This window comes from Alcanivorax sp. 24 (assembly GCF_004360225.1).
GTDB classification, from domain to species: domain Bacteria; phylum Pseudomonadota; class Gammaproteobacteria; order Pseudomonadales; family Alcanivoracaceae; genus Alloalcanivorax; species Alloalcanivorax xiamenensis.
In genome coordinates, this window is record NZ_SNUA01000001.1 from 131476 (window position 1) to 145957 (window position 14482).

Here is a 14482-nt window from a genome sequence, read left to right on the forward strand (position 1 = left end):
TTGTCTGAATGGAAGTATAAGACTTATTTCAGACAGCGCCATAATGGCGCCTCGAGAAAGGGAGGCCCGTGGTATGGCGTATCTGCTCCCGTTGGCGGCGGTACTAATCTGGTCCGGCAATAACGTGGTCAACAAGTTGGCGGTGGGGGTGCTGTTCCCCGCGGAAATAGGCTTTTATCGCTGGGTGCTGGCGGGGGCCTTGCTGACACCGCTGATGGCGCCGCGATTGTGGCGATACCGTCATCAGGTGAAGCCGCTGATCCCCCGTATCATCGTGCTCGGTCTGCTGGGCATGGCGGTATACCAGACCCTGGCTTACTACGCCGCCACCATGACCAGCGCCACCAACATGGGCATCATCCTCTCGCTAATGCCGTTGATGGCATTGGGATTGTCCTCGGCCCTACTGGGTACGCCGCTGACCCTGGGGGCGTTGGTGGGCGCGGTGATCTCCCTGTGCGGCGTGGTGCTGGTGGTGTCTTCCGGCGACCTCGGCACTCTGGTCGCCCGTGGCATTAATCAGGGCGATGCGCTGATGGTCCTGGCGACGTTCGCTTACGCCGTTTACGGCGTGTTGCTGAAACGCTGGCAGCCGCCCTTGCCCGCCATGCTGCTGCTGTACCTGCAGGTGCTGGTGGCGCTGGTGGCCCTGTTCCCGCTGCTGCTGTTCTCTCCTCAACAGGGTGCCAGTGTCGAGGCGGTGCCGCTGGTGATCTACGCGGGCGTGCTGGCCTCCATGGTGGCGCCGCTGTTATGGATGCAGGGGATCGCCCGGCTCGATCCCAGCCGTATGAGCCTGTTCTTCAATTTGATGCCTTTGCTCACCGCGCTGATCGCGTCCGTACTGTTGCGCGAACAACTGACCTGGGCGCACCTGATTGGTGGCGGGCTGACCCTGGCCGGGGTGATCCTGGCGGAAACCTGGCGGCGGCCATTGCGCCGCGCCGCCGGTGTCAGCCTTCCTGGTTCCGCCGATAGCTGAGCGCCTCGCTCAGATGGGTGCGGTCCACCTGGTCCGCGCTCGCCAGATCGGCGATGGTGCGGGCCACGCGCAGACTGCGGTGCAGGGCGCGGGCGGAGAGGCTCAGCCGCTCCATGGTCTTGATCAGCCAGCCGCGGTGTGGTGCCAGTATGGCGTCCAATGTCTCGGCGGGCAGTTCCCGGTTGAGTCTGCCCTGGCGTTGCTGTTGCCGCTGGCGAGCGTCGATCACGCGCTGGCGTACCCGTTCACTGCTCTCCCCGGGCTTGCCCTCCAGCAGTTCCGCCGCTGGCAGCGGCGGCAGATCCAGATGCAGATCAATGCGGTCCAGCAGTGGTCCGGAAAGACGCGCTTGATAGCGGCGGGCCTTTTCACAGCGATAGCCGCAGCCGCGTTCGGGGTCGCCAAGATAGCCGCAGGGGCAGGGGTTCATCGCCGCCACCAACTGAAAGCGGGCGGGAAACGTCAGTTGCTGAGCGGTGCGGGCGATGTGTACCTCACCGGTTTCCAGCGGCTCCCGCAGGACTTCCAGCACGCGCCGTTCGAATTCCGGTAACTCGTCGAGAAACAGCACCCCATGGTGGGCCAGGGAAATCTCTCCCGGCTTTGGCCGGCTGCCGCCGCCCACCAGGGCGATGGCGGAAGTGGTGTGATGGGGGCTGCGGTAGGGGCGTTGCAGAAAGTGCGCCGCCGGCCGGCTGGCGCGCAGGGAATAGACGGCGGCCACTTCCAGGGCCTGGCCCCGGTCCAGCGGCGGCAGCAGGCCGGGCAGCCGTGACGCCAGCAGACTTTTACCGGCCCCTGGCGGGCCGCACAGCAGCAGGGAATGGCCGCCGGCGGCGGCGATTTCCAGCACCCGTTTGCCGCTGAGCTGCCCCCGCACATCGGCCAGGCAGGGATGGGGTGGGGCCGCTTGTTGGTCGTCAATGCTCGGGGCGGGGTGACAGGGCAAGGGGGTGGTGCCGCGCAGATGGGCGCAGAGCGCGTTGAGGCAGGTCACCGCCAGGGTGCGGGCCCCGGCCAGGGATGCCTCGTCGGCATTCTCCGCCGGCACCACCAGGGTATGGCCGGCGCTGGCGCAGGCCAGCGCGGCGGGCAACAGCGCTGGCACCGGATTTAGACGACCTGACAGCGCCAGCTCGCCAATGAACTCGTGGCCGTCGATGTCCACCCGACCCAACTGGCCGCTGGCCAACAGAATGCCCAGGGCGATGGGCAAATCGAAGCGGCCTCCGTCCTTGGGCAGATCCGCCGGTGCCAGATTGACGGTAATGCGCCGTTGCGGAAACTCGAAGCCGCTGGTGACCAGCGCCGAGCGGACCCGGTCACGGCTTTCGCGTACCGCGGTGTCTGGCAGACCGACGATAGTGAAACCGGGCAACCCCGGCGCCAGATGGGTTTCCACCCTTACCGGAACGGCATCGATACCTTGGCTGGCGCGGCTGAGCAGGCTGGTAATGTTCATGTGGTTCAGGGTAAGGCAACGGGGCGGGGATGGCTGTCAGCCAGGACGGTGATGGTGGGTGAGATATCGTCGTCGGCACGTGTAGGAAAAAATCGCCGGGAGCGATTTTTGACGTCGCGCCAGCGACGGCCCGACGAGCGGCGGCCATGGACGGTGGTCACAAAAAAACGTCGGGAGCCATTGCTGACACGCAACACGCAACACGCAACATGCCAAACCCAAGGCCCGCTTGCCGGCCTTGATCCGGCATCTCCTTCCACGAAGCCATGTGCCCTGCGGAGGGAGATCCCGGGCCACACAACGGTGCTTAGAGCACCGTTTGGACGTCCCGCTGGACGCCCCGAAGGGGGAGTTCAATGGTCTTAAGCCAGGGAACTCTCTATCCCGGGATGCCCGGGTGTTTTCAAAGCGTGTTGGCGTGCCAGCGTGTTGCGTGTTAGCGGCCCGGAGGGTGGCCGCCACGGACGGCGGCCATAAAAAAGCTTCCTCGCTCCACTACAACGCCGCTGTGGGAAGCTTACTTGGAGGCCCGGAAGCCCATTCGCGTGCAAGCAAGCTCCCACAGCGGCTTCGTGGCGCCTTCTGTGCCAGCGTTCATTCGGAGCAGATCAGTGCTGGTCCGCCCAGGCCTGGATCAGTGACAGCGCCTTTTGCGCCGCCGGCGACAGGGTGCGGTTGGCCAGGCGCGCCACCGCCAGTTCCACTTCCTGATGACTGTCCTGAATATTCAGCCGCACCAGCCGGCCCGCCGCCTCCTGGGAGCGGCACACCGAGGGCGTGGCGCTGAGCACGGCATCGGTGCGGGTCACCACCTCGCGCAGGGTCACCAGATCGTTGCACTCGAGGCTGAGTGCCAGCGCTTCTCCGGGGGACTGGCCCAGCCGTCGTTTCAGACGATTGCGGGCGGTTTCCGGCAACGGCACGGACACCAGCGGGTAGTCGCCGAGATCGCGTGTGGCCACCGGTCTGCCATCCGTCAGGGGGTGCCCCCGGCGCACATACCAGCCGGCGGCCTCCTTTGACAGTGGCTGGCTTTCCAGGGCGGAGTCGTGGGGCACGGTGCGCCGTTCCACCACGGCGAAATCCAGTTCCTCCGATTCCACTTTACGCAGCAGGGTGGCCCAGTCGTTCACTTCCACTTTGATCCGCAGGTGCGGATGCTCACTCATCAAGGTGCCGAGCACGTCCGGCAGCAGGATGGCGGAAGGGTAGGAGCCAGCGCCGAAGCGGACCTCACCCATCTCGTGATTGCGGATCAGGTCGGCATCGCGGCGCAGGCCCCGGGCTTCGAACAGCACCCGCCGGGCACGGTTGATCAACTGCTGACCGGCGGCGGTGGGGACCACGCCCTGGGAGGTGCGGTCGAACAGGCGAATGCCCAGCTCGTGCTCCAGATTCTGGATACCACGGGTCAGGGCGGGTTGGCTCAGGTGGGTGCGTTCCGCGGCTTTGACGAAGGAACGTTCCTCGGCCAGGGCCACCAATTGTTCCAGTCGACGCAGATTCATTGAATGCGATAAATGCATTGATTTGATAAATGTTATGCATTTGTAACATTCCGGGAGCCAGCGTACAACAGGGCGCACCCTGCCAGCCCGGAGAATCCCCATGTGTGATCAATCCAAGCCCGCTCAGCCCGCGACTATCGCCTGTAATCATGGTTGGCGGGATCGTCTGCCGTTCGAGGACAGAACCGATTTCGAGAACGCCCGGCGCGGTTTTATCGCCACTTTCGATGGCGATGAGGTGCGTCGTGAGGATGGCCGGGTGGTGTGGGATTTCCGTGCCTATGATTTCCAGGAAAGCGAGGAAGCGCCGGACACGGTAAACCCCAGTCTGTGGCGGCTGGCGCGTCTGAACAACCACACCGGTCTGTTCCAGGTGTGTGAGCGTATCTATCAGGTGCGCGGTTTCGATCTTTCCAACATGAACATCATCGAAGGCGACAGCGGTCTGATCATCATGGACCCGCTGGTCAGCGCCGAGGTCGCCAAGGCGGGACTGGAAGTGTATTACCAGCATCGCCCGCACCGTCCGGTGGTGGCGGTGATTTACACCCACAGCCATGTGGATCACTTCGGCGGTGTTAAAGGGGTGATCAGCGAGGAGGAAGTACAATCCGGCCAGGTGCGGGTCTATGCGCCGGAAGGATTCATGGAAGAGACCGTCAGCGAAAACGTCTACGCCGGTCCGGCCATGCGCCGCCGCGCCCAGTACATGTATGGCGGCTTGCTGCCCAAGGGGCCGCGCGGTCAGGTGGACGCGGGCCTGGGAAAGGGCACGTCCCGGGGCACCGTGACCCTGATCGCGCCCACCAATGAAATCAGCGAGGCGTTCGAAACCCATACCATCGACGGTGTGGAAATCGAATTCCAACTGACCCCGGGTACCGAAGCGCCGGCGGAAATGAATCTGTACTTCCCGCAATGGCGGGCGTTGTGCGTGGCCGAGAACGCCTGCCAATGCATGCACAACATTCTCACCATCCGGGGCGCGCTGGTCCGTGATCCGCGCATCTGGTCCTACTATCTCGGCCAGACCCTGGCCCGTTACGGGGATCGCAGTGATGTGCTGTTCGCGCAGCATCATTGGCCTACCTGGGGGGCGGACAATATCCGCGAGTACCTGGCTGATCAGCGTGATATGTACGCTTTCCTCAACGACGAGACCCTGCGGCTGCTCAACCATGGTCTGACGCCGCTGGACATCGCCGAGCACATCAAGAGTCTGCCGCGGCCGCTGGCGCAACGCTGGCATGCCCGCGATTACTACGGCTCGGTGAGCCACAACGTGCGCGCTGTTTATCAGCGCTACATGGGCTTCTATGACGCCAATCCGGCGCACCTGAATCCGCTGCCGCCGGTGGACAGTGCCCGCCGCACCATTGAATGGATGGGCGGTGCCGACGCGGTATTGGAAAAGGCCAGAGCGGAATTCGAGCGCGGTGAGTATCGCTGGGTGGCGGAAATCGTCAATCAGGTGGTGTTCGCGGATCCGGATAACGCCGAAGCCAAGGCATTGCAGGCGGATACCCTGGAGCAACTGGGCTATCAGTGCGAGAACACCACCTGGCGCAACGCCTACCTTACCGGGGCCCAGGAACTGCGCAAGGGCGTCAAGCGGGTACCGAGCGGACAGGCACCGGATCTGGTGCGGGCGTTGACGCCGGCGTTTTTCTTTTCGCTGCTGGCGATCCGGCTGGACAGCGAAAAGGCCGCGTCACAGCCGATGACCCTGAACTGGCACTTCCCGGATCTGGGCCAGGACTTCGCCCTGACCGTTCGCAACGGCGTGCTCACCTATCTGGAAGGGCACCGCCATGATGAGGCCGACGCCAGCGTCACCATGGGCAAGCCCGACCTGGATCAGGTCGGGCTGGGCAAAGTGACGCTGCCGCAGTGCATGCAGGACGGTCGGCTGGCGGTGGCCGGGGATCAGGCCAAGGTGGCAGCGTTGTTCGGCATGCTCGACCAGTTCCAGTCTTCCTTCAATATCGTTACCCCGGCGACGCTGGGGTAACCAACCGCTACGGCTGATCCGATTGCGCGGCGCGCTCCAGCGCCGCCACCTGCTTTTCCAGCGCCTCCAACTTCTCGCGGGTGCGTTCCAGTACCCGCTGTTGCACGTCGAATTCCTCCCGGCTGATCAGGTCCAGCCGCGCCAGTGCTTCACCCAGTACTGCCCTTATACTGTGCTCCACATCGTCGCGAAGCCGCCCCGGATCCCCGGGCAGGCGCCGCTGAATGTCGGCCATTAGTCGATCGATAAAGGGTTGGCTTTGCATGGCCGTAGGCTCCACTATGCGTTCAGTCGGCGTGATGGTATCACTCCAGGTCGGGGTTGTGCGGCACTGACTGCCGTGCCCCAAAATGGAACGTGCCCCAAGTCGGTGCACTATTATACCGCAGCGGAGTCGGGGCGTGACCCGCGTCGGCGATGTAACCCTTTGAGAAAGCGTGACTTTTTAAAACTGGCATGGGTCGTGCACTAGATGGGACAGAGCGTTCGCGCAAGTGGATGGATCGGGAACCAAAGAGGGGCCTGAAACGAAACGGACGTTACCGGACGCGTTAAGAGCGTTGAGGAGATAGCAATGAAACTGGTTACAGCCATTATCAAGCCGTTCAAATTGGATGATGTGCGTGAAGCACTGTCCGAGATCGGTGTTCAGGGCATCACCGTTACCGAGGTCAAGGGTTTCGGTCGCCAAAAGGGGCACACCGAGCTCTATCGTGGTGCGGAATACGTTGTCGACTTCCTCCCCAAGGTGAAGATCGAAGTGGCCATTGCCGATGGCAGCCTGGACCAGGTGATCGAAGCCGTCACCAAGGCCGCCAACACCGGCAAGATCGGTGACGGCAAGATTTTCGTCACCAACCTTGAGCAGGCCATTCGCATTCGTACCGGTGAAACCGGTGAGGATGCTGTTTAAGAAGTTTTAGAACGTGTGCTGAATCGACCCATGCCAAGGCTTCTGGACACGTTTTTATTTCTCGGAGGGTTGCAACGTGGAAAACCAAATCTTTGAATTGCAGTACGCCATCGATACGTTTTATTTCGTGATCTGTGGTGCACTGGTAATGTGGATGGCTGCGGGCTTCGCCATGCTGGAGGCGGGCCTGGTACGCGCCAAGAACACCACTGAAATTCTGACCAAGAACGTGGCGTTGTTCGCCATCGCCTGCACCATGTACATGGTGTGCGGCTACGCCATCATGTACGACGGTGGCATTTTCCTGAAAGGCATTACTGACTTCGATCTGGGCGGCGTATTGTCCGCTTCCGCGGAAAACGGATTCGACGGTGATTCCGTCTACTCTGGCGCGTCCGACTTCTTCTTCCAGGTGGTGTTCGTGGCCACCGCCATGTCCATCGTCTCCGGTGCCGTGGCGGAACGGATGAAGTTGTGGGCGTTCCTGCTGTTCGCCGTGGTCATGACCGGTGTGATCTATCCGCTGGAAGGTTCCTGGACCTGGGGCGGCGATGACGTGTTCACGATGTACAACCTGGGCGACCTGGGCTTCTCCGACTTCGCCGGTTCCGGCATCGTGCACATGGCCGGCGCCGCCGCCGCCCTGGCTGGTGTGCTGCTGCTCGGCCCGCGTAAAGGCAAGTACGGCGCCAACGGGCAGATCAACGCGATTCCCGGTGCCAATCTGCCGCTGGCGACCCTGGGGACCTTCATCCTGTGGATGGGCTGGTTCGGCTTCAACGGCGGTTCCGTGCTGAAACTGGGTGACGCCGCCAACGCGCACTCCGTGGCCGTGGTGTTCATGAACACCAACGCCGCCGCCGCCGGTGGCGCCATCGCCGCCCTGATCGTGGCCCGTATCCTGTTCGGCAAGTCCGACCTGACCATGTTGCTCAACGGTGCCCTGGCCGGTCTGGTGGCGATTACCGCCGAGCCGTCCACGCCAACGCCGCTGCTGGCGACCCTGTTTGGTGCGCTCGGTGGTGTGCTGGTGGTGTTCAGCATCGTCACCCTGGACAAGCTGAAAATCGACGACCCGGTGGGCGCCATCTCGGTGCACGGCGTGGTGGGTCTGCTGGGCCTGCTGCTGGTGCCCTTGACCAATAGCGATTCAAGCTTCTCCGGCCAGATCATCGGCGCCCTGACCATCTTCATCTGGGTGTTCGTGGCCAGCCTGATCGTCTGGGGCATCCTCAAGGCGGTGATGGGGGTTCGTGTCACCGAGGAAGAAGAGTACGAAGGGATGGATCTGGTGGACTGCGGCATGGAAGCCTACCCGGAATTCGTGAAAAGCTGATCGATCACCTTCCGGATGAAAAAGGGCGCCCATGGGCGCCCTTTTTTTGGTTCATGATCCGTGCCCGGTCCTGAATGGAGAGAACACGTTAAATCCGCCTTGGAGGGATAAATTCAGAGACCGCTACAACGCCGCTGTGGGAAGCTTGCTGGCAAGCGAATGGCCAACGGCCCGGAGAGCATTCGCGGCCAAGGCCGCTTCCCACAGCGGCGTTGTAGCATGATCTGTTGCTGGCGAATGGCGGCATACCAGCGAGCTTGCAAGGCACCATGGAATCTCCCACGGCAGCTTTGTAGCCCTTATGTCATGCGTTTGACCACCGCCAACGGCAGCACTTTCATGGCAAAACCCAGCGGCGCCCAGGGCCAGCGTGGCACATAGGCCTTGGCCGATTCTTTTTCGATCGCGTTCACCAATTGCTGGCAGCCGGTTTCCAGATCGACGATAAAGGGCGCGTTTTTCACCTGAGCGTTGATGTCGGTGCGGATGTAGCCGGGATAGATCGTGCTTACTTTGATCGGTTTGCCGAGCATTTCCATGCGCAGGCCCTCGGCCAACGCGGCCACGCCGGCCTTGGTGGCGGAGTAGGTGTTGATGTTCTTGCGCAGTCCGCGCAAGGCACTCATGGAAGACACCACCACCAGATGGCCGCTGTTCTGTTCGCGGAAGATTTCCATGGCCGCCTCGCACTGAGCCAGGGCGGCGACGAAGTTGGTCTCGGCGGTCTGGCGATTGGCGTGGAAATGACCGGTGCCCAGCGGCTGTCCCTTGCCGATGCCGGCGTTGACGATGACCCGGTCCAACTGACCCAACTCCGCCTTGAAGGCGCGGAACACCTCGAACACCTGCTCGTAGTTGTTCACGTCCAGTGGTTGGATCGCCACGGTGATGTTTGGGTGCGCCTGTTCCAGCTCGTTTTTGAGAGCTTCCAGTTTATCCAGGCGCCGGGCGCAGAGCGCCAGGTCGCGGCCCATGGCGGCGAAACGCCGGGCCATGCCCATGCCCAGTCCGGAACTGGCGCCGGTAATCAGAATGGTTTTACGGTGCGGCATCGGGAGTCCTTATACGCCTGATGTGCCGGTGGTGGCTTGCGAAATCGCTGTAGCCCCCTGTGGGAAGCTGCTTCAGCAGTGAATCGCCTGCAAGTGACACTGCTGATTGCGGAGCTGCGAATGAGGATGGTGCCGTTAACCGTGACGGCCCGCCAGTCCCCGCGGGCCTTTTCGTGCCTTTTCACAGCAGTCAGCGATAAGTCAGCAGTTCGCCGCGCAGGTGCAGGTGTTCGTTGAGCGTGGCCAGGCGCAGGCGGCCGGCATTGACCAGCAGACGGGTGACGCTGGTGTTGACCAGGCCGCGATTGAAGGTGATCAAGGCGTCGTCGGCCAGTTCAAGCAGGTGCTGTATGGCCACGCTGATGGCGCCGCCAGAGGTGAACACCAGGGCGGAATCGCCGCGTTCCAGGCCATTGGCCAGGCTGTAAAGCGACGCCAGAACCCGCTCACGGAATGCCGGCCAGGTTTCCTTGTAGTCGTCTTCGTTGCGCTGCCAGCGTTGCAGGGCCTCCTCGAAGCGAGCCTGGAAGGCGCGCCGGGGATTGGGCTGCTCGGCCAGCCAGGCGGACAGTGCCTGATGATCGGCGGACTCCGGCCAATGCACATGCAGCAGACTCTTATGGTCGTACTCGTCGAAACCCTGATCGGTCTGCCATTCCTTCGGCAGAGCCATTTGTTCCAGTGTCGCTTCGGCGGTTTCCCGGTGCCGGCGCAGCGAGCCGCATACCGCCTGGGGGGCGCCCAGGTCCTGCTCGCTCAGATGGCGGCCGAGGATCCGGCTTTGTTCCCAGCCGTTATCGGACAGGGCGTCATAATTCTCCGCGCCAAAGCTGGCCTGGCCGTGGCGGATCAGATAAATCACAGGCATTGCGTATTCTCCCGGGGTCCGCGGGCGCCGGTGCCAGCGAACACAGCAACCATTGACCTCATGCTAGGTATCGGTTTTCAATAAATCGAATGAATATTTGAAATAATTCCGGATAAAACCCATGCATGTTTCGCGCTTCGATCTGAACCTGTTCGTGGTGTTCGACGCCATCTATACGGAAGGGTCCCTGACCCGGGCGGCACGGGTGCTCAACCTTACCCAGCCGGCGGTGAGTCACGCCCTGGCGCGCCTGCGGGAGCGCTTGGAGGACCCCCTGTTCGTGCGGCAGGGCGCGCGCATGGTGCCCACCAGTCGGGCTCGGGCCATGGTGACCCCGGTGCGTCACGCGCTGGGTGGCTTGCAGCGCTGCCTCAGCCATGAAGGGGGATTCGATCTTGGCGAAGCGGAGCGCACGTTCGTGCTCGGGCTGCGGGATGGTCTGGAAGGGTGCCTGTTGCCGCCGCTGATCTCCGCGTTGGTGGACGAGGCCCCAGGCATCCGTTTGCAGTCGATGACGGTGCCACGCCGGCAACTGGCCACGGAGCTGGCCAGCGGGCGCCTTGATCTGGCCACCGATATTCTGCTGCCGTTACCGGAGTCGGTGCAGCATCGGAGGGTCATGCAGGGGCCGCTGGTGGTGATGATGCGTGCTGGTCACCCGCTGGCCGGAAATCTTGATCTGCCGGCGTATCTGGCCGCCCAGCATGTGCTGGTGTCGTCCCGCCGGGAAGGGCCGGGCATGGAAGACTTCGGGCTTTCCCGGTTGGGTTACCGGCGTCATATCCGGCTGCGCTGCCAACATCACCAGGCCGCTTTGTCCACGGTAATGGGGTCCGATCTGCTGCTGACTCTGCCTGAATTGCTGGCCCGCCGCCTGGCACCGAAAGGCGCGCACACCGAGCCCTTGCCGGTGGACATTCCGGGGCTGGAATTACATCTGTACTGGCATCGGGATCAAAGCGCCGACCCCGGCCACAGCTGGTTGCGGCAGAAGGTCATGGCGGTTATGGAACAACTGTCTGCTCATTCTTAATGCGGTGCTTTCCGCTCCCTCTTTGTTCGTATTGTGTGACACATGTCTCACTTGTACCGTTTTAGCACCCCGTCGTCGCGGGGGTGCCAAAAATGCAAGGGGGAACCGACCATGTGGCACGTCAACTGGCCCCTGGTACGACGACGAGTATTGCTTATCGTCATTCTGGGAGTCGTGGCTTGGGCCGTAGCGGTACAAGTGGGTGGCTGATTGTGGGTTGTGGCCACTCCGGGAAAAGGGAGCCTTGGGCTCCCTTTTTTTATTTCACCATGACTCCAGCACCGTACTTCGCTGGACTACGCCTAAGCTCGATACAGCAGGTTTATCAATAACTTAGGCTAATTCATCATATGCCGGTGCTTTCCGAAACTTGACCCGGCTTCCATCCGCTTGGCTCCTAACAGGCTCCTGGAAACGGGTCTTTCCAAGGAGTCAGCTATGGCCAAGATCAAACTCACCAAGTCCGCAATTGATGCGGCAAAGCCCCAGGCGCAGCCCGTCGAGTTGCGCGACACTCTCGTCCCCGGCTTCCTGTGCAAGATCACGCCGGCCGGCCGCAAGGTCTTCATGCTCCAGTACCGGACGAATGCCGGTGAGCGGCGTAAGCCAGCACTGGGCCTGTACGGAGAGTTGACTGTCGAACAGGCCCGTTCATTGGCGCAAAACTGGCTGGCCGAGGTTCGCCGAGGCGGCGATCCGGGGGCCGCCAAGGCCGAAGCGCGCAAGGCGCCGACAGTCAAGGAGCTGTGCGTAAAGTTCATGGAGGACTACTCCAAGCACCGCAACAAACCCAGTACGCAGAAAGGCTACCAGGGCAACATCGACCGCAACATTATCCCGATCCTGGGGCGGATGAAGGTCCAGGATGTGAAACGCGCTGACGTGGCCGCGATGATGAAAAAACTGGATTACAAGCCGGGTGAGGCAAACAAGGCGCTATCTGTCCTACGTAAGATGTTCAACCTGGCTGAGATTTGGGGCTATCGACCTGATGGCTCGAACCCGTGCCGACACGTTCCGCTGTATACCGGGGGAAAGACCACTCGCCTCATTACAGACGAAGAAATGGCCAAGCTATTCAAGCACCTTGACCAAATCGAGGCCGAGGGCTTGGTGCCCTATGTCGTCCCGTTGGCGATCCGTCTGCAATTCGAGTTTGCTGCCCGGCGCTCCGAAATCGTGCTACTCGAATGGGAGTGGATTGACCTGGAGAACCGCCGGGTGGTCTGGCCCGACAGCAAGACCGGCGGTATGTCCAAGCCCATGAGCGAGGAAGCCTATCAGCTGCTTTCCTCGGCCCCTCGGCAGCCCGGAGCGCGTTATGTGCTGCCGTCGCCACGTAATCCGCTCACCCACCTGACCTATGGGGAGTATTACGGCGGTTGGACCCGGACGCTCAAAGCGGCTGGCGTACCTCACGTTGGCACGCATGGCATCCGCCACCGCTCGGCCACAGATATCGCCAACTCAGGCATCCCGGTCAAGGTCGGCATGGTGCTGACAGCGCATAAGACGGTGACCATGTTCATGCGCTACATCCACACCGAGGATGATCCGGTGCGTGAGGCGGCCGAACTGGTGGCAAACCGGCGCAAGACGATTATAGGGACGCCACACGCCAAGGGGGCTTCCGTATGAACAGGCTCAGTATCCCGGCGTCTGGGTTTACCGACCCAATAGTCGCAACGTTGTTGCGACTATTGGACATGGACGGCCTCTGGAGGCGGGTGGCGACCTGCCACTTGCAAGGGCTAGACAATCATGCCCGTTACGGGTATAGTTTTGAAGGTGAACGGATATGAACGTCTTGAAGCGAAAGGACTTTGCGCGGTGGCAAGCTGGCGAGAAACTGTCCGATGCGGCTCTGTGCAAGGCGGTCCTGGAAATGGAAAGTGGGCTGATTGATGCCGACTTGGGCGGCCACCTCTACAAGAAGCGGGTCGCCCGCCCTGGTGCGGGTAAGAGCGGTGGCTACCGTACCTTGTTATCAGCCCGTGTTGGCCACCGTTATGTATTCCTGCATGGGTTCCCGAAAAGCGACAAGGCGAACATCACGCGGGACGAGAAAAAAGCGCTGCAATATGCCGGCAAGGTATTTCTAGAGTTATCGGCCAAGGAGTTGGTGAAGGCATTGCAGACTGGTGTTCTACTGGAGGTGTGTTGTGACGAGCAAAATCATTGAATCTTTGCGTGGTGACTTGGCTGCATTGCACGACGCTGGCGCGATCAACAAGGTGACCATGCGTCAGTTCGACGAGATCTGTCCGCCGCCAGTGCGCGAGTTCAGTGCCGGCGACATTAAACGTCTGCGTGAGGCGCTGCACTTCAGCCAGCCCGTGTTCGCCCATCACCTGCATACCTCCGCCTCGACGGTACGCAAGTGGGAACAGGGTGAAACGCGTCCAGCCGGCCCGGCGCTCAAGCTGCTCAACGTCATCGCCGACAAAGGCTTGCAGGCCATTATCTGATGAGTGTACGACGGAGATACAGATAGTGGCGTCACAAATTGCCCCATTTAGCTCCCAGCACCTGGAAGCTGCCTGCCGCGTTCTTGCCGACACCGCACAAGGTCTGACCGGCACCCAAATCGGTCGGTTGCTACAAGAGATTCAGGTAGCCGACCCATCCCCGGACATGACCAAATGGAAACGGCTGTTCAATGCTCTAGCTGGTGCACAGAATCGGCACCAGGTCGGCAACCATCTCATCATGTTCATCAATCGCGCGATGAATCCAGTGAGTTATGCCAGCGATTCCGGGACATTCGCATGGCGTCGCGATGAACTCAATGTTGTCCTGGCCTTTTCGGGTTTCTACGTGCGCGAAGATGGCAAAGTCGGCTATGCCGACAAGGCCCATACGCTGGACGAGGCCCGCGCACGAGCTGGGCGCCTCAAAGCGGCGCTGGAAAGTCGCGCTGTACATGCAGAAGTCCTGAATTACTGCCGCGCAGAACTCATGGAGGAAAATTATTTTCACGCGGTTTTTGAAGCGACCAAGGGCGTCGCCGAGCGCATTCGCCAGCTCTCTGGCCTGAGTGGCGATGGTGCTGACCTTGTGAATAAGGCATTTGGGGGTCAGCAACCCGTGCTTATCTTGAAGGCACTGAACACGGAGTCTGAAAAGAGCGAGCAGAAAGGCTTTGTAAATCTTCTGGTCGGCCTGTTTGGCGCGGTACGCAATCCGCTTGCCCATGCCGCCAAGACACATTGGCCCATGTCCGAACAAGACGCCCTGGACATCCTGACGCTGGTGTCACTGATTCACCGCAAGCTGGATGGCGTCACGAGACTTGCTGCTGTATCGGCGTAAAGGGA

The 14482-nt window shown here is 61.6% G+C and carries 14 protein-coding genes; 9 read left to right on the forward strand and 5 right to left on the reverse strand.

The window, feature by feature from the left end; all coding sequences use genetic code 11:
• Positions 1 to 73: 73 nt before the first annotated feature.
• The gene (locus E0L37_RS00565) at positions 74 to 982 is read left to right on the forward strand and encodes a DMT family transporter (protein ID WP_133489882.1); all 909 of its coding nucleotides are present in this window, start codon (positions 74 to 76) and stop codon (positions 980 to 982) included.
• Here E0L37_RS00565 and E0L37_RS00570 read toward each other — a convergent pair.
• Both E0L37_RS00570 and E0L37_RS00575 read right to left on the reverse strand, forming a co-directional pair.
• Positions 954 to 2444, reverse strand: coding sequence for a YifB family Mg chelatase-like AAA ATPase (locus E0L37_RS00570; RefSeq protein WP_133489883.1), 1491 nt, complete (start codon positions 2442 to 2444; stop codon positions 954 to 956). The genes E0L37_RS00565 and E0L37_RS00570 overlap by 29 nt on opposite strands.
• A gap of 608 nt (positions 2445 to 3052) precedes the next feature.
• A complete protein-coding gene (locus E0L37_RS00575; RefSeq protein WP_133489884.1) occupies positions 3053 to 3952 on the reverse strand; it encodes a LysR family transcriptional regulator in 900 nt (299 codons plus the stop codon).
• A gap of 100 nt (positions 3953 to 4052) precedes the next feature.
• Between E0L37_RS00575 and E0L37_RS00580 the strand changes: the two genes are divergently transcribed.
• Positions 4053 to 5963, forward strand: a complete 1911-nt coding sequence (locus tag E0L37_RS00580; protein ID WP_133489885.1) for an alkyl/aryl-sulfatase — start codon at positions 4053 to 4055, stop codon at positions 5961 to 5963.
• 7 nt (positions 5964 to 5970) lie between these two features.
• Here the strand turns inward: E0L37_RS00580 and E0L37_RS00585 are convergent, their stop codons facing one another.
• Positions 5971 to 6228, reverse strand: coding sequence for an accessory factor UbiK family protein (locus E0L37_RS00585; protein WP_133489886.1), 258 nt, complete (start codon positions 6226 to 6228; stop codon positions 5971 to 5973).
• Between the two features lie 309 nt (positions 6229 to 6537).
• On the opposite strand from E0L37_RS00585, the gene glnK reads away from it, so the two are divergent.
• Positions 6538 to 6876: a P-II family nitrogen regulator gene (gene glnK, locus E0L37_RS00590; RefSeq protein WP_133489887.1), complete on the forward strand. Its 339-nt coding sequence runs from the start codon at positions 6538 to 6540 to the stop codon at positions 6874 to 6876.
• A 76-nt stretch (positions 6877 to 6952) separates the two neighbouring features.
• Positions 6953 to 8212 (forward strand): ammonium transporter, encoded by a 1260-nt coding sequence (locus E0L37_RS00595; RefSeq protein ID WP_133489888.1) that lies wholly within the window; start codon positions 6953 to 6955, stop codon positions 8210 to 8212.
• 299 nt (positions 8213 to 8511) lie between these two features.
• Here the strand turns inward: E0L37_RS00595 and E0L37_RS00600 are convergent, their stop codons facing one another.
• Both E0L37_RS00600 and E0L37_RS00605 read right to left on the reverse strand, forming a co-directional pair.
• Positions 8512 to 9264 (reverse strand): SDR family oxidoreductase, encoded by a 753-nt coding sequence (locus E0L37_RS00600; protein WP_133489889.1) that lies wholly within the window; start codon positions 9262 to 9264, stop codon positions 8512 to 8514.
• A gap of 190 nt (positions 9265 to 9454) precedes the next feature.
• Positions 9455 to 10132 carry a histidine phosphatase family protein gene (locus E0L37_RS00605; protein ID WP_097057655.1) on the reverse strand — a complete coding sequence of 226 codons (678 nt, stop codon included), beginning with the start codon at positions 10130 to 10132 and terminating at the stop codon, positions 9455 to 9457.
• Between the two features lie 121 nt (positions 10133 to 10253).
• On the opposite strand from E0L37_RS00605, the gene E0L37_RS00610 reads away from it, so the two are divergent.
• The 5 genes from E0L37_RS00610 to E0L37_RS00630 all read left to right on the forward strand — a co-directional run bounded on the left by E0L37_RS00610 (position 10254) and on the right by E0L37_RS00630 (position 14477).
• The gene (locus tag E0L37_RS00610) at positions 10254 to 11165 is read left to right on the forward strand and encodes a LysR family transcriptional regulator (RefSeq protein ID WP_133489890.1); all 912 of its coding nucleotides are present in this window, start codon (positions 10254 to 10256) and stop codon (positions 11163 to 11165) included.
• Positions 11166 to 11603: 438 nt separating this feature from the next.
• Positions 11604 to 12803 (forward strand): site-specific integrase, encoded by a 1200-nt coding sequence (locus E0L37_RS00615; RefSeq protein WP_133489891.1) that lies wholly within the window; start codon positions 11604 to 11606, stop codon positions 12801 to 12803.
• A gap of 160 nt (positions 12804 to 12963) precedes the next feature.
• The gene (locus E0L37_RS00620; RefSeq protein WP_133489892.1) at positions 12964 to 13347 is read left to right on the forward strand and encodes a type II toxin-antitoxin system RelE/ParE family toxin; all 384 of its coding nucleotides are present in this window, start codon (positions 12964 to 12966) and stop codon (positions 13345 to 13347) included.
• Complete coding sequence (locus E0L37_RS00625) at positions 13328 to 13633, forward strand: DNA-binding transcriptional regulator (protein ID WP_090487213.1); 306 nt, start codon at positions 13328 to 13330, stop codon at positions 13631 to 13633. The genes E0L37_RS00620 and E0L37_RS00625 overlap by 20 nt, the downstream gene beginning before the upstream one ends.
• Positions 13634 to 13658: 25 nt before the next feature.
• Positions 13659 to 14477, forward strand: a complete 819-nt coding sequence (locus E0L37_RS00630) for a TIGR02391 family protein (RefSeq protein ID WP_133489893.1) — start codon at positions 13659 to 13661, stop codon at positions 14475 to 14477.
• Positions 14478 to 14482 lie beyond the last annotated feature (5 nt).

Excerpts from the sequence above, each read along its gene's own strand:
- E0L37_RS00600 (WP_133489889.1), bottom strand. The coding sequence starts at position 9,264 with ATGCCGCACCGTAAAACCATTCTGATTACCGGCGCCAGTTCCGGACTG.
- E0L37_RS00615 (WP_133489891.1), top strand. The coding sequence starts at position 11,604 with ATGGCCAAGATCAAACTCACCAAGTCCGCAATTGATGCGGCAAAGCCC.
- E0L37_RS00565 (WP_133489882.1), top strand. The coding sequence starts at position 74 with ATGGCGTATCTGCTCCCGTTGGCGGCGGTACTAATCTGGTCCGGCAAT.
- E0L37_RS00570 (WP_133489883.1), bottom strand. The coding sequence starts at position 2,444 with ATGAACATTACCAGCCTGCTCAGCCGCGCCAGCCAAGGTATCGATGCC.
- E0L37_RS00605 (WP_097057655.1), bottom strand. The coding sequence starts at position 10,132 with ATGCCTGTGATTTATCTGATCCGCCACGGCCAGGCCAGCTTTGGCGCG.
- E0L37_RS00610 (WP_133489890.1), top strand. The coding sequence starts at position 10,254 with ATGCATGTTTCGCGCTTCGATCTGAACCTGTTCGTGGTGTTCGACGCC.
- glnK (WP_133489887.1), top strand. The coding sequence starts at position 6,538 with ATGAAACTGGTTACAGCCATTATCAAGCCGTTCAAATTGGATGATGTG.
- E0L37_RS00585 (WP_133489886.1), bottom strand. The coding sequence starts at position 6,228 with ATGCAAAGCCAACCCTTTATCGATCGACTAATGGCCGACATTCAGCGG.
- E0L37_RS00575 (WP_133489884.1), bottom strand. The coding sequence starts at position 3,952 with ATGAATCTGCGTCGACTGGAACAATTGGTGGCCCTGGCCGAGGAACGT.
- E0L37_RS00620 (WP_133489892.1), top strand. The coding sequence starts at position 12,964 with ATGAACGTCTTGAAGCGAAAGGACTTTGCGCGGTGGCAAGCTGGCGAG.
- E0L37_RS00580 (WP_133489885.1), top strand. The coding sequence starts at position 4,053 with ATGTGTGATCAATCCAAGCCCGCTCAGCCCGCGACTATCGCCTGTAAT.